This is a genomic window from Paraburkholderia antibiotica, from assembly GCF_012927125.1.
In the GTDB taxonomy this organism is placed as follows: Bacteria; Pseudomonadota; Gammaproteobacteria; order Burkholderiales; family Burkholderiaceae; genus Paraburkholderia; species Paraburkholderia antibiotica.
The window spans coordinates 127,450-141,459 of record NZ_JABBFZ010000008.1 but is presented as its reverse complement, the minus strand read 5'-3'; the positions used below and the strand labels follow the sequence as shown (position 1 = coordinate 141,459).

9 protein-coding genes are annotated in these 14,010 nt (G+C 67.4%); 7 read left to right on the top strand and 2 right to left on the bottom strand.

Annotated elements, in window-relative coordinates:
- The first annotated feature begins 282 nt into the window (after positions 1–282).
- From HHL14_RS15755 to HHL14_RS15725, 7 genes are all read left to right on the top strand, one after another.
- Positions 283–1,254 carry a TetR/AcrR family transcriptional regulator gene (locus tag HHL14_RS15755; RefSeq protein ID WP_169498539.1) on the top strand — a complete coding sequence of 324 codons (972 nt, stop codon included), beginning with the start codon at positions 283–285 and terminating at the stop codon, positions 1,252–1,254.
- Positions 1,255–1,508: 254 nt separating this feature from the next.
- Positions 1,509–4,007, top strand: coding sequence for an acyl-CoA dehydrogenase (locus tag HHL14_RS15750; protein ID WP_169498538.1), 2,499 nt, complete (start codon positions 1,509–1,511; stop codon positions 4,005–4,007).
- A 205-nt stretch (positions 4,008–4,212) separates the two neighbouring features.
- Positions 4,213–5,694, top strand: a complete 1,482-nt coding sequence (locus HHL14_RS15745; RefSeq protein ID WP_169498537.1) for a 3-oxoacyl-ACP reductase — start codon at positions 4,213–4,215, stop codon at positions 5,692–5,694.
- Positions 5,695–5,742: 48 nt separating this feature from the next.
- A complete protein-coding gene (locus HHL14_RS15740; RefSeq protein ID WP_169498536.1) occupies positions 5,743–6,678 on the top strand; it encodes a MaoC/PaaZ C-terminal domain-containing protein in 936 nt (311 codons plus the stop codon).
- Between the two features lie 229 nt (positions 6,679–6,907).
- Positions 6,908–8,209, top strand: a complete 1,302-nt coding sequence (locus HHL14_RS15735) for an acetyl-CoA C-acetyltransferase (protein WP_169498535.1) — start codon at positions 6,908–6,910, stop codon at positions 8,207–8,209.
- Positions 8,210–8,327: 118 nt separating this feature from the next.
- Positions 8,328–10,142: an AMP-binding protein gene (locus HHL14_RS15730; RefSeq protein WP_169498534.1), complete on the top strand. Its 1,815-nt coding sequence runs from the start codon at positions 8,328–8,330 to the stop codon at positions 10,140–10,142.
- 296 nt (positions 10,143–10,438) lie between these two features.
- The gene (locus HHL14_RS15725) at positions 10,439–11,338 is read left to right on the top strand and encodes a DUF1571 domain-containing protein (RefSeq protein ID WP_169498631.1); all 900 of its coding nucleotides are present in this window, start codon (positions 10,439–10,441) and stop codon (positions 11,336–11,338) included.
- A 71-nt stretch (positions 11,339–11,409) separates the two neighbouring features.
- Here HHL14_RS15725 and HHL14_RS15720 read toward each other — a convergent pair whose 3' ends face one another.
- Both HHL14_RS15720 and HHL14_RS15715 read right to left on the bottom strand, forming a co-directional pair.
- Positions 11,410–11,883: a hypothetical protein gene (locus HHL14_RS15720; RefSeq protein ID WP_407945287.1), complete on the bottom strand. Its 474-nt coding sequence runs from the start codon at positions 11,881–11,883 to the stop codon at positions 11,410–11,412.
- Positions 11,884–12,117: 234 nt separating this feature from the next.
- The gene (locus HHL14_RS15715) at positions 12,118–13,695 is read right to left on the bottom strand and encodes an FAD-binding protein (protein ID WP_169498532.1); all 1,578 of its coding nucleotides are present in this window, start codon (positions 13,693–13,695) and stop codon (positions 12,118–12,120) included.
- Positions 13,696–14,010 lie beyond the last annotated feature (315 nt).

The window sequence follows — 14,010 nt, the reverse complement described above, 5'->3', positions numbered from 1 at the left end:
ACCCAACGGGTTGAACCCGATCCGAGCGCAAGGCCAGATCACACTGCTAGCTATACGAGGCCGTTCCGATTCGTCGGAACGGCCTTTTTTATTTTCCGCGCGGCCTGACGCACCGCGCGTCCCGGAAAGACGACCTTCGTCAGGTCTTCTAGAGGAGTTAGTCAAGCCCGACCCCTTGATCGCCTACACCTGTTTTCTTTATCCTAAAAAAACGCTTGTTTCAAATATCAATTTGAATCGCTTGTTTGCGAGCCGGCAACCCGGCAACTGGGAGACGCAACCATGGCAGTTCGCACAGGCCGGCATGCCGGCGATACCAAGTCCCGCATTCTCGACGCAGCCGAGACGCTGTTCATCGAATGCGGCTATGAGGCAATGTCGCTGCGGCAGATCACTTCGCGCGCCGAAGTCAATCTCGCGGCGGTCAACTATCACTTCGGCAGCAAGGAGTCGCTGATTCACTCGATGCTGTCGCGCCGTCTGGACCAGCTCAATCAGGAGCGGCTCAAACTGCTCGATCGTTTCGACACGATGCTCGGCGCGCGGCTCACCTGCGAGCACGTGCTCGGCGCGATGTTCATTCCGGCGCTGCGGCTCTCGCGCGATCCGCGCGTCGGCGGCAAGGCGTTTCTGCGTCTGCTCGGGCGCGCGTACACCGATCCGTCGTCGTTCATCCGCGACTTTCTGAACGCGCATTACGAGTCGGTCGCGATGCGCTTCTTCGATGCGTTCCAGCGCGCGCTGCCGCATCTGCCGCGCGAAGAACTCGGCTGGCGGCTGCACTTCGCGATTGGCGCGCTCTCGGGCGTGCTGGCCGGCACCGATACCGACAGCCTGATTTCGGAGTTCTCGCAGGGCAAGTCGATGAACGATCTGCAACTGATCGCGCGTCTGGCTTCGCTGATGGTCGCCGCGCTGAAAGCGCCGCTGCCGGACGGCTCGCAACTGGCCGCGTTCGCCGCGGTGCTCGGCGATGCGGCCGACGGTTCGGAAGGCGCGGACGGTACGTCGGCGGGCGGCCACGAAGGCACGCCGAACTCGCCAGGCACGCCATCCGACGCTCAATCCGGCGCACAGCACGGCGGCTCGAACGAGCCGGGGCAACCCGCGCAAGCGGCATCATCGGCACCAGCAGCACCACCAGCACAAGCGGCCCGCCCGACCGATAGTGGCACGAGCGGCGACGAACCGCGCGGCGGCGCAATCGAAGCGGCGTCGGCCACGTTCCAGCACGTGCTGCACGGCACCGCCTGACGGCGGCGTCGCGCGAGGGACGGCTCGAGGGATGGCTCCGCACCGGAGCCGTCCCGCCGACCCACCCGCACCGCGGCCCGCCGACCTGGTTGCCGTCGACCCAGTTGGCGCGGCAATTGCATCACCACCCGTAACCGATCAATAGAACGCGAGCCATCCGCGCTGCGTGGATGCGTTCGCCCGCAGCAACCCTTTTTCATCGGACCGACGTCGCGACTCAAACCCCGACGCCACCCGCTACAGGAGGAAACGTCATGCCGTGGTTCATCCTCGCGCTCGTCATCGCCGCGCTCGCACTCGTCTACGTTCAGGCCCGCGCATCCTGGTGGCTCGCCGCGCTGATCGTCTGGGTCGCGGCCGCGTACGTCAGCGGCGCGGCAGGCCCGATCCTCACGACCTTCCTCGCGATCGTCTTCGTGCTCCCCGCGCTCGTGCTCGCGCTCAAACCACTGCGTCGCGCGTGGCTGACGAAGCCGGTGCTCGACCTGTTCCGCAAGATCCTGCCGGAGATGTCGCCGACCGAGCGCGACGCGATCGAAGCCGGCACCGTCTGGTGGGACGCGCAGCTGTTCTCGGGCCGCCCGCACTGGGACACGCTGCTCGGCTACGGCCCCGCCACGCTGAGCGCCGAAGAGCAGTCGTTTCTCGACGTCGAATGCGAGCAGCTGTGCGATCTCGCGAACGACTGGGAGACCACCATGGTCTGGCAGGACCTGTCGCCGCGCGCGTGGCAGTTCGTCAAGGAGCACGGCTTTCTCGGCATGATCATTCCGAAGCAGTACGGCGGTAAGCAGTTCTCCGCGTACGCGCATTCGCAGGTCATCATGAAGCTCGCGACGCGCTGCTCGGCCGCGGCCGTCTCGGTGATGGTGCCGAATTCGCTCGGGCCCGCCGAGCTGCTGATGCACTACGGCACCGACGCGCAGAAAAACCACTATCTGCCGCGTCTCGCGCGTGGCGAGGACATCCCCTGCTTCGCGCTGACGAGCCCGTACGCGGGTTCCGACGCCGCCGCGATTCCGGACGTCGGCATCGTCTGCAAGGGGATGTTCGAAGGCCGCGAGACGCTCGGTTTTCGCGTCACCTGGGACAAGCGCTACATCACGCTCGGGCCGATCGCGACGGTGCTCGGCCTCGCGTTCCGCGCGCTCGACCCCGACCATCTGCTCGGCTCGAACGACGAACCCGGCATCACCTGCGCGCTGATTCCGACCGATCATCCGGGCGTGAACATCGGCCGTCGTCACTGGCCGCTCAACGCGGTGTTCCAGAACGGCCCGAACTCGGGCAAGGACGTGTTCATTCCGCTCGACTGGGTGATCGGCGGACGCGCGCAAGTGGGCAACGGCTGGCGCATGCTGATGGAGTGCCTGGCCGCCGGCCGCGCGATCTCGCTGCCGTCGTCGAACGTCGGGATGGCGAAGATCGCGGTGCGCGGCACCGGCGCGTATGCCGCGATTCGCCGCCAGTTCCGCACCGCCGTCGGCAAGTTCGAGGGCGTGCAGGAAGCGCTCGGCCGCATGGGCGGCAACCTCTACGTGATGGACGCCGCGCGCCGCCTGTCCGCGCACGCGGTCGACCTCGGCGAGAAGCCGTCGGTGATCTCGGCGATCGCCAAGTACCACATCACCGAACGCGCGCGCATGGTCATCAACGACGGCATGGACGTCGCCGCCGGCAAGGGCATCTGCATGGGGCCGTCGAACTTTCTGGCGCGCGCGTATCAGCAGGTGCCGATCGCGATCACCGTCGAAGGCGCGAACATCCTGACGCGCTGCCTGATCATCTTCGGCCAGGGCGCGATCCGCTGTCATCCGTACGTGCTGAAGGAAATGAGCGCGACGCGCGAGCCGGATCGCGCGAAGGCGCTGCGCGAGTTCGACGCGGCATTCTTCGGGCACGTCAGCTTCACGCTGTCGAACGCGGTGCGAAGCCTCGTGTACGGGCTCGGCGGCAGCGTGCTGATTCCGAAGCCGCGTCGCGCGTACGCGCCGCTCCATCCGTACTACCGCGCGGCGACGCGTCTGGCGACGGTGTTCGCGCTGCTCGCCGACGTGTCGATGTTCGTGCTCGGCGGCGATCTGAAGCGCCGCGAGCGCATCTCGGGGCGCCTCGGCGACGTGCTCTCGCAGCTCTACCTGATCTCGGCGACGCTCAAGCGCTTCGAGGACGAAGGCCGCCAGGAAGCCGACCTGCCGCTCGTGCGCTGGGGCGCCGAAGACTCGCTGTACAAGGCCCAGCACGCGCTCGACGGCGTGCTCGCGAACTATCCGAACCGGCTCGCCGCGACGCTCGTGCGCGGGCTCGCGTTCCCGTTCGGCCTGCCGCATCGCGAGCCGTCGGACCGGCTCGGCAGCGAGATCGCCGAACTGATGCAAACGCCGGGCGCGGCGCGCGAGAGGCTGGTGTCCGATTCGTACGTGCCGCATCCGGACGTCGATGCGCTCGGCTACGGCGAGCTGGTGTTCGAGCTGAATCCGCGCTTCACGCAGATCGACCAGAAACTGCGCGACGCGGTCCGCCAGGGCCTGCTCGCTCCGATGCCGCAAAGCCTGCCGCAACTCGCCGCGTGGACCGACACCGCGCAGCGGCAAGGTCTGATCGACGCGGACGAGCGGCGCGTGCTCGACGACTACGCGCGCTTCGGCGCCGAGGTCGTGAAGGTCGACGACTTCCCGGCCGACTTCGACATGCTGGCCAGCCTGCAGCAACGCAAGGACGCGCTCGACAAAGCGCTGGAGCTGGCGGCCTGATGAGCTGGCTTGAAAGCCCGGCCCGATAACGCCGCCCGATAACCATTAACCGTTCGCTGACAAAAAAAGCCCCCGCGCGGCACGGTGAAGCCCACCGTGCGCGCCCAAGGCAAGGCACACTCACGGCAGATTCCACGCACACCGACACGCATGCGGCGCCCTGCGGGGCATCCCCGCCGACGCGTCCAGCGGAGCAGACACGCCCATGAACGACTCCTACCTGAAGTTCGTCAATTCGCCGTTCGGCGCGCGCCTCGCGCGCTCGCTCGGCCTGCCGAAGCCCGAGGTGCTGCGGCGCTATCGCGCGGACCGGCCGGAATTCGACGGCCTGATCGCGATCGGCGCGGGCCCCGCGCCGCGCCTGTTCGATGCGCTCGCGAATCTGGTCGCGAGCATCGGCATGACGAGCGTCGCGCACGAAAGCGCCGGCCTGTGGGTGCCGCTCGCCAATCGCCATGGTCTGATGACCGGGCGCTTCGAGCCGGCCGAAGCCGGCTCGGCGGGCAAACTCGCCGCGCTGCTGTTCGACGCGAGCGGCATCGAGGACAGCAGCCAGCTCGAAGCACTGCACGGCTTCTTTCACGACACGCTGCGCTCGCTCGGCAAATGCGGGCGGATCGTCGTGCTGGGCCGGCCGCCGGAGGCCTGCGCGACGCCGCGCCAATGGACCGCGCAGCGCGCGCTCGAAGGCCTCACGCGCTCGCTCGGCAAGGAGGCGCGACGCGGCATCACCGCGAATCTGGTGTACGTCGCCGAAGGTGCGGAACACGAAGTTGAGGCGACGCTGCGCTTTTTCCTGTCGCCGCGCTCGGCTTATGTGTCGGGTCAGGTGGTACGGATCGCGGCTAGCGCCACGGGCATGACCGGCGCGGTCGGTAAGGTGGGCACAGCGGCGAGCGCCTCAGGCGCCTCAGGCACGGCAGGCAGCCACGAAGCCGCCGCGTTCGACTGGCGTCAGCCGCTCGCCGGCCGGCGCGCGCTCGTGACCGGCGCCGCGCGCGGCATCGGCGCGGCGATCGCCGACGTGCTCGCGGCCCAGGGCGCGCACGTGATCGGCCTCGACATCCCCAGCGCGCGCGATGCGCTCGACGCGACGATCCGCCAGTTGCACGGCACCGCCCTCGCCTTCGACATCGCCGCGCCCGAAGCGCCCGCGCAACTCGCCGCCGCGCTCGACGAACTCGGCGTCGACATCGTCGTGCACAACGCCGGCATCACGAAAGACAAGACCATCGCGAAGATGACCGGCGCCGCGTGGCAAAGCGTGATCGACATCAACCTGAGCGCGCAGGAGCGCATCGACGATGCGCTGCTCGCCGGCGGCATCCTGCGCGACGGCGGACGCATCGTCGCGGTGTCGTCGATCAGCGGCATCGCCGGCAATCTCGGCCAGACCAATTACGCGACCTCGAAGGCCGGCGTGATCGGCCGCGTGCAGAGCATGGCGCCGCAGCTTCGCGCGCGCGGCATCACGATCAACGCGGTCGCGCCGGGCTTCATCGAAACGCAGATGACCGCGAAGATTCCGCTCGTGATCCGCGAGGCCGGCCGCCGCATGAACTCGATGAGCCAGGGCGGCCAGCCGGTCGACGTCGCGCAGGCGATCGCGTGGCTCGCCCATCCGGGCTCGGCCGGCGTGACGGGCCAGGTGGTGCGGGTGTGCGGTCAAAGTCTGATCGGTGCGTGAGGGGTACATGAGCGGAGACATCAGCGATGCCGCAACGGGAGCATGAACATGGATGAACCGGGTGATCCGTTCGGCAGCCGTCGGGGTGCCCCCACGCCGGGCGGCGCCGGCGCGCGGCCGAAAACCGTCGTCGTCGAGACGCTGCCCGCGCCAACGAAGCTCTATGCACGCGCGCTGTCGGGCGTCGTCAAGCGCGGCCGCGAGACAGCGTTGCCGCCGCTGCGGCTGGTGCGCCCGGCGGTCACGCTCGACCCCGGCCCGGTCTGGCGTTATGCACGCGTGTGCGGCTTTATCCCCGAGCACGGCGTGCCGCTCACCTACCCGCATCTGCTGGCGTTTCCGCTGCATCTACTGATGCTGACCGATCCGGCGTTCCCATGGTCCGCGCTCGGGCTCGTGCATCTCGCGAATCACATCCGGCTGCGCCGGCCGCTCGCGTACAAGGACCCGCTGCGCGTCGAGGTCGAGTTCGGCGCGCTGCTGCGGCACGACAAGGGTCAGGCGTTCGTCGTGCATACGCGCATTTATCGGCGCGGCGAAGCGGTCTGGGATGGCGACAGCGTCTATCTGAAGCGCGCGGTGCCGGCCATCGGCACGCCGCTCGAAGCGCTCGCGCTCGGCCCCGAACCGCTGCAACGGCTCGCGCGCTGGCAGCTCGCGCCGCAACTCGGCCGCGACTACGCGGGCGTGTCCGGCGACTACAACCCGATCCACATGAGCGCGCTGTCGGCGAAGGCGTTCGGCTTTCCGCGCGCGATTGCGCACGGGATGTGGACGCTCGCGCGCGCCGCGTCGTCGCTGCAGCCGCCGAAGCCGCTCGCCGAAGCGACGCTCGCCGCCGAATTCAAGGTGCCGATGCTGCTGCCGGGCGAGGTGTCGCTGTGGAGCGCGTCGCCATCGCTGATCGAGCGCGATATCGAGGTGCGCGACATCGCCGGCGAAAAGCCGCATTTGCGCGGCCGGCTGCAGTGGAGGCTGCAATGAGTGCGCGGTCGATGGCGCGTTGTGATGCTGAAGCGGCCCGCTCCGCGCGTGGCACGTACGAAGCCTATGAGGCCCATAACGCCTACGAAGAGCCCATGACGCACATGAACACGAAGCACATGAACCACACGAAGCACGCGATGCACTCGCCCTGCACGAAGCCCATGCAGCCCACCACTAGCAACCCAGACCTCACCCGCTAACCCCGCACGTCCCAAGGAGCCGATTCATGTCCCACCCGCAACCCGCCGTGCGCCGCGTCGCCATCGTCGGGGGCAACCGGATTCCGTTTGCCCGCTCGAATACCGCGTACGCGACCGCCTCGAACCAGGACATGCTGACGTTCACGCTGCAAGGCCTGATCGACCGCTACGATCTGCACGGCCTGCGGCTCGGCGAAGTCGCGGCGGGCGCGGTCATCAAGCACTCGCGCGACTTCAACCTGACCCGCGAATCCGTGCTATCGACCACGCTCGCGAAGGAAACCCCCGCCTACGACGTGCAGCAGGCCTGCGGCACCGGCCTCGAAGCGGCGATCCTCGTCGCCAACAAGATCGCGCTCGGGCAAATCGAAGCGGGCATCGCGGGCGGCGTCGATACGACCTCCGACGCGCCGATCGGCGTCAACGAACGGATGCGCAAGATTCTGCTCGAAGCGAATCGCGGCAGAAGCACCGGCCAGAAGCTCGGCGCGCTCAGCCGGCTGCGTCCCGGCATGTTCTTCAAACCGCTGTTGCCGCGCAACGGCGAGCCGCGCACGGGGCTGTCGATGGGCGAGCACTGCGAGCTGATGGCCAAGCGCTGGAAAATTTCACGCGAGGCGCAGGACGTGCTCGCGTACGAGAGCCATCGCAAGCTCGCCGATGCGTACGCGCGCGGCTTCGTCAACGATCTGATGACGCCGTACAAAGGCCTCGCGCGCGACAACAACCTGCGCGCCGACCTCTCGCTCGAAAAACTCGCAAGCCTGAAGCCGGTATTCGATCGCGACGCCGGCACGCTGACCGCCGGCAATTCGACGCCGCTCACCGACGGCGCGTCGGCGGTGCTGCTCGCGAGCGAAGCCTGGGCGGCCGAGCGCGGACTGCCGGTGCTCGCGTATCTGAGCTGGTCGGAAACCGCGGCGGTCGACTTCTTCGACAAACAGGAAGGCCTGCTGATGGCGCCCGCCTACGCGGTGCCGCGCATGCTCGCGCGCGCCGGACTCACGTTGCAGGACTTCGACTTCTACGAAATCCACGAGGCGTTCGCGGCCCAGGTGTTGTGCACGCTCGCGGCGTGGCAGGATGACGAATATTGCCGCACCCAGCTCGGACTGCCCGGCGCGCTCGGCGCGATCGATCGCGCGAAGCTCAACGTGAACGGCAGCTCGCTCGCGACCGGTCATCCGTTCGCGGCGACGGGCGGGCGCATCGTCGCGGGACTCGCGAAAATGCTCGCGCAGCTCGACAAGCCGGCCGGCAGCGCGCGCGGGCTGATCTCGATCTGCGCGGCGGGCGGCCAGGGGGTGGTCGCGATTCTGGAGCGCTAGCGCGCCGAGGCCTCGCGAAAAAGTGCGGCGCCGCAGATCAGGTCCGCACACGAACGGCTAGCGATGAATCACAACGGATAGCAACCGAGGAAGCCACGGCTTCAGGAGACGACGACCGATGACCCAGCCCACTCAAGTCCCACAACCGGCCCCGCAACCTGCCTCACAACCGGCCGCCGCCGGACCCGCCGGGCCGGCGCAAACCGCGCAGGCCGCGCAGGCCGCGCCGAACACCGACGGCATCTGGTACGCGTCGTATCCCGACGACGTACCGCGCGACATCGACGTGATGCAGTACGAGTCGATCGGTCAGTTCTTCGACGAATGCATCGCGCAGTTCCGCGAGCGCGTCGCGTATGTGAGCGTCGGCGCGAACCTCACGTATGGCGAGCTGGGCCGCAAGGCGAGCGCGTTCGCCGCCTACCTGCAAAGCATCGGCGTGCAGCCGGGCGAGCGCGTCGCGATCATGCTGCCGAACACGTTCCAGTATCCGGTCGCGCTATTCGGCACGATCAAGGCCGGCGCCGTGGTGGTCAACGTGAATCCGCTCTACACGGTGCGCGAGCTCGCGCATCAGTTGAAGGACAGCGGCGCGCAGACGATCGTCGTGTTCGAGAACTTCGCGAAGACGGTCGAGGACGCGCTGCCGGGCACGGCGGTGTGCAACGTGATCGTGACCGGGCTCGGCGATCTGCTCGCCGACGGCCTGAATCTGAAAGGACGTCTGCTCAATTTCGTGCTGCGTCACGTGAAGAAAATGGTGCCGGCCTACCGGCTTCCGCAGGCGGTGCCGCTGCTCAAGGCGCTGTCGATCGGCTACGCGCGGCCGCTCGCGCCGGTCCGCGCAACGCATGATGACATCGCGTTCCTGCAGTACACCGGCGGCACCACCGGCATCGCGAAAGGCGCGATGCTCACGCATCGCAACATCATCGCGAATCTGCTGCAGGCGAAGGCGTGGTCCGCGGGGCAACTGTCCGGCGAAGTCGAGACGGTGCTCACGCCGCTGCCGCTTTATCACATCTACTCGCTGACCGTGAACGCGCTGATCTTCATGGGGCTCGGCGGGCGCAACATCCTGATCGCGAATCCGCGCGACATGAAGCGCGTGATGATGATCATCCGTCACGAGAAATTCACCGGCATGACCGCGGTGAATACGCTCTACAACGCGTTCCTCGACAACGAGGAATTCTGCAAACGCGACTTCTCCGACCTGAAGCTCGCGATGGCCGGCGGCATGGCCACGCAAAAGGCGGTCGCCGAGCGCTTCAAGGCGGTGACCGGCAAGCCGATCGTCGAAGGCTACGGGCTCACCGAGTGCTCGCCGATCGTGTCGATGAATCCGGTCGATCTGACCAACCTGCGCGACTTCGAAGGCTCGATCGGCCTGCCCGCGCCGTCCACCCAGGTGCGCTTCAGAAGGGACGACGGCAGTTGGGCCAACATCGGCGAAGCGGGCGAGCTGTGCGTGAAGGGCCCGCAGGTGATGAAGGGCTACTGGAACCGTCCCGACGAAACCGCCAGGGTGCTCGACGCCGACGGCTGGCTCGCGACCGGCGACATCGGCGTGATGGATTCACGCGGCTTTATCCGGCTGATCGACCGCAAGAAGGACATGATCCTCGTGTCGGGCTTCAACGTGTATCCGAACGAAATCGAGGACGTGATCGCCGCGCATCCGGACGTACGCGAAGTCGCGGCGATCGGCGTGCCCGATCCGGCCCAGGGCGAGCGCGTGAAGGTGTTCATCGTGCGGCGCACGCCGACCTTGACCGCCGAGCAGGTGATCGCGTATTGCCGCAAGAACCTGACCGGCTACAAGGTGCCGAAACTGGTCGAGTTCCGCGACGAGCTGCCGCAAACCAATGTCGGCAAGATTCTGCGCCGCGCGCTGCGCGACGAGGAACTCGCGAAACAGAAGTCGACCTGACTGGAATAAGGCTTGCGGGCGCAACGTTAAGTCATTGCCGGGTCGGCTTTGGCTTCAGTCATCGATCGCTTGATGGCGCGATGGCGTCGCGCCGTGATGGCCCGCGTTACTTTCTGGAGGAATGCATGAAGCACCGCCTGTCCGTTTGCCCGCCCCGTTCGTGGTTGTCGACGCATGCCGCCGGCGGCTCGCCGCGCAACGGCGCGCTCGCGCGTGGCGTGCCGGTGGGCAGGTTAGCGCGCGATGCGTCCGCGCCGGAACGGAAGCGGTCGGGGGAGCGCTGGCGGCGGGCGTCGATGAGCGCCGTCGCCGCCCTCGCCACCGTTGCCGCCCTCATCGCCCCACCCGCGGCTTTCGCGCAAAACGACGACCGGCCGCCCCCGCTCGATACCGCAAGCGCCGTCAAGCCGCCCACCACGCCGCCCGCGCAGGTCGGCAAGCTCACGCTCGACCGGCAGGTCAAATGGCTGCGCGCCGCGCAACAAAGCGGCACGCTCGAACAGCTCGACGACGCGCAACTGGTCGCGTTGTTCCAGTCGCTCGATCCGCTGGCATTGCCCCGCTACATCAAGGAAGGGCCGAACGGTTATCCGTCGTACGAGTTCACGATGTCGCGCTCGGAACGCATCCACGGCCAGTGGCCCGACAAACCCGATCACATGCTGGTGCGCCTCGCGCGCGACCCGCTGCGGATCTACGCGAAATGGCTACCGGACGGCGCGCACGCGGGCCAGGAGATCATCTACGACGAGTCGAAACGCAACGACGAAATGTACGGCCACCTCGGCGGCATCATGAACGTGATGCCGATGTGGACCTCGCTGACCGGTGCGCTCGCGCGTGCGCAGTCGAATCACCAGGTGCGCGACCTCGGCACCGAGTACATCGCGGATCAGTACCTGAGCGAAGGGAAGAAGTACGCCGAAGCCGGCCTGCCGCGCTCGATGCAGGTCGAAGTGAAGACGATCGACGGCGTGCGCGTGGTCGCCTTCACGTTCGAGACGCCGACCGGCCAGCCGCAGTTCTACGCGAAGAAGGAAACGCTCGGGCTCGATCTGCGGCATCCGTTCTTTCGCAGTGTCGAGTCTTACGATAACGACGGCAAGCTGTTCGAGCGGATCGTGTTCGAGAACATCACGCCGAAGAGTTTCGACGATTCGACCTTCGACCCGAAGAACAAGGCTTATCGGTTCTAGTGTTCTAGTGGTTCTAGCGGTTGTGGCTGGTGTCCGCTTTGTTGATTCTTGCTTTTTGGGTTGCGGGTGTTTTACCCGGATTGCGCGGATTGCGCGACGCGTGCGGTGCCAGGCGTCAATGCAAACGCCACGTAGACTGGAAGCGCGTGCGGTCCAACCCGCTGCTCGTGACTGTGCTCGACGAAGCGCCCGCCGCGTAACGCGAGGTGGCGCAGGATGAAGTAATCGGACGCGCGGGTGAAGCCGATCAGCGACGGCGTCGCGTGTACGGCTCCGGTTGCTCCTACTGCTCCCGCCGTTGCACGATCGGATCGCGCGTCATCGAGAAGCGGCGCGAGCGTGGTGAACCACAGCGCGCCGGCATCATCACCGATGTCGAAAACCGGCAGTTGCAGGTGCCCGGCATAGCGCGCGAACGACGCGCCGCATGCAAGCGTCGAATCGACGATCGCGAACGCGCGCGCGACGCGTCCGCCCTGAGCGGCTTGCGCGAGCCATGGCCATGCGCTGCCCGCGGCCGTCGCCAGCGCTGCACTGGTGAGCATGAAGGTGCGTCGGTTCATGTGGTTCACGCGAAGGGGTTCATGGGCTGTTGCTCATACGAAGTTACACGCGCGGTGTCGTTCACGCGATGCTGCTCCTGCTGGTCGCTCATGTGGGCGATTCACGGAGGCCGCTCATACAGGCCACTCATGTAGTCCTCCATGTGAGTCCCTCATGCCGGCCCACACCCCAACCGCTCGCGCCGACATCGCCCACGTCAACTCCCACCCCGCCACTCACGTATAACCACGCCGATCACGCCACGCCGCCGGCCAGATCCCCTGCTTGCCCGGCGCGAGCACGCCGTTCGGATCGAGCGCGTCCTTGATCGTCTCCGCCAGCCGCAACAACGCGCCGTCGTTGAAGCTGTATTGCGCGGCGGCAAAATCCATATACGCGAGATGCGCGCGATATTCGCCGTAGCCGGCCGCGCGCGCATCGCTCATCAGCGAGCGCAGCAGCGCGCCGGCCTGCTCGACCTGCTGCGCGTCGTCGCGATCGAAAATCGCCGCGAAGATGTGATGCAGATGCCGCGCGCCGGCCGTGAAGCCGCCGTAGTAATCGAAGCCGTATTCGGCCGCGCGCGTTTTCACCATCGTGTACTGGCGCTGCGCGTCGCGCCCGCTCGCCGGACAGATCGGCGCGAAATCGACGTGCGCGCCCGCGCCGCCGCGCCAGTCGAGCATCCGGAACGCGCTCATGGTCGGGATGCCGGCCATGTTGCGGTCGCCGCCGCCGCGCGGCTCGGCATCGTCCGTATAGCGCGCCGCCGAGAGTCGCGCCTGCGGCACCGTCGAGAACGCACGCTCGATCAGCGCATAACGCGCGTCGATCAGCTCGGGCGTGCCGTACAGCGCGAAATGCAGATTCCAGCGGCCGACGCCGAGCTTCTCCAGCATCGCCGCCACCGCGCTCTCCGGCATCGCGCCCGCGCCGTCGTACCACTGCCGACGCGCGGACAGGCCCGCCGCGCGACGCAGCCCGCCCTCGATCACCGCGTGACTGGAGATCGTGCCGTCGAGCCTGAGCGGGCGCAGCCGATCGACGATCGTCGCTAGATCGTCCTCGTGCTGAAACTGGATTTCGCCGAGCAGATACGCGGGCGGCGCGGGCATCAGCCACACGCCGAGCTTGGTGACGATGCCGTAATTCGACTGCATGAACATCGCATCGAACGACGGCCCGTAGCCCGGCCGATACAGCTGCCACGCGCTGCCGATCTCGATGCCGCCCATGCCGGTGCGCAGCACGTCGCCGTTCGCGAGCACCACCTCCATCCCGCATTGCGCGGCCGCGTGATCGCCGTAGTCGGTGTAGCCGAAACCGCGCTCGAGCGTGTTGCCGACCACGCTGCCCCAGCCGGCCGCCGGCGGATCGACCCACAGCTTGTAGCCGTGCTCGCGCAGATGCGCGTACAGATCGAAGTAGCTGACGCCCGGCTCGACGAGCGCGTAGGCGAGCGTTTCGTCGACCGCGAGGATGCGGTTCAGCCGTTGCAGATCGAGCACGACCGAGCCGGCGAGTCGCGGCGCCGCGCCGCCGTACGCGAAGTTGCGGCCGGTCGACACGGTCCACAGCGGAATGCGGTACTGATTGGCGACGCGCAGCAGCGCGCGGATTTCATCGACCGACGCGGGCAGCAGCGCGGCGCCGGCCGCGAACGCGCCGGGCTCGCCAGGCGCGAACGGATCGAGATAGGCGGCGAGGCTGGCGTCGGACGTGAGAACCTGCGCATCACCGACGATCGCGCGCCAGTCGGCGAGCGCGCGGTCGAACTGCGCGGCGGACAGGTTGGGCGGCAGGGTTGGGGGCAAAGGGGCTCCTTCGGGGAGGACGGCGGGTACGTCGTTGGACGCGTCGCGCAGGCGCTGGGACGGTGTAGCGGGCACGTGCGGAACACGACGCAAACGCAAAGCGAAGGCGTAACGGGCACGCGCCGAACAAGCGGCAAACGCACAGCGAAGGCGTAACAGGCAAACACTGAACACCCGCAAACGCACAGCGAGGAAGTGACGGGCACGCGCCTAACACCCAGCATACGTACAGCGAAGGCGTGGTAGGCACGCTGAACACGCTAAAGCGCACAGCGAAAACGCAACGGGCACATGCCAAACAAGCGGCAAACGCAC

What these genes read in the sequence shown, in the direction of transcription:
- HHL14_RS15720 (WP_407945287.1), bottom strand. Translation starts at nt 11,883, where the DNA reads ATGCTCACCAGTGCAGCGCTGGCGACGGCCGCGGGCAGCGCATGGCCA.
- HHL14_RS15750 (WP_169498538.1), top strand. Translation starts at nt 1,509, where the DNA reads ATGCCGTGGTTCATCCTCGCGCTCGTCATCGCCGCGCTCGCACTCGTC.
- HHL14_RS15755 (WP_169498539.1), top strand. Translation starts at nt 283, where the DNA reads ATGGCAGTTCGCACAGGCCGGCATGCCGGCGATACCAAGTCCCGCATT.
- HHL14_RS15745 (WP_169498537.1), top strand. Translation starts at nt 4,213, where the DNA reads ATGAACGACTCCTACCTGAAGTTCGTCAATTCGCCGTTCGGCGCGCGC.
- HHL14_RS15735 (WP_169498535.1), top strand. Translation starts at nt 6,908, where the DNA reads ATGTCCCACCCGCAACCCGCCGTGCGCCGCGTCGCCATCGTCGGGGGC.
- HHL14_RS15740 (WP_169498536.1), top strand. Translation starts at nt 5,743, where the DNA reads ATGGATGAACCGGGTGATCCGTTCGGCAGCCGTCGGGGTGCCCCCACG.
- HHL14_RS15730 (WP_169498534.1), top strand. Translation starts at nt 8,328, where the DNA reads ATGACCCAGCCCACTCAAGTCCCACAACCGGCCCCGCAACCTGCCTCA.
- HHL14_RS15725 (WP_169498631.1), top strand. Translation starts at nt 10,439, where the DNA reads ATGAGCGCCGTCGCCGCCCTCGCCACCGTTGCCGCCCTCATCGCCCCA.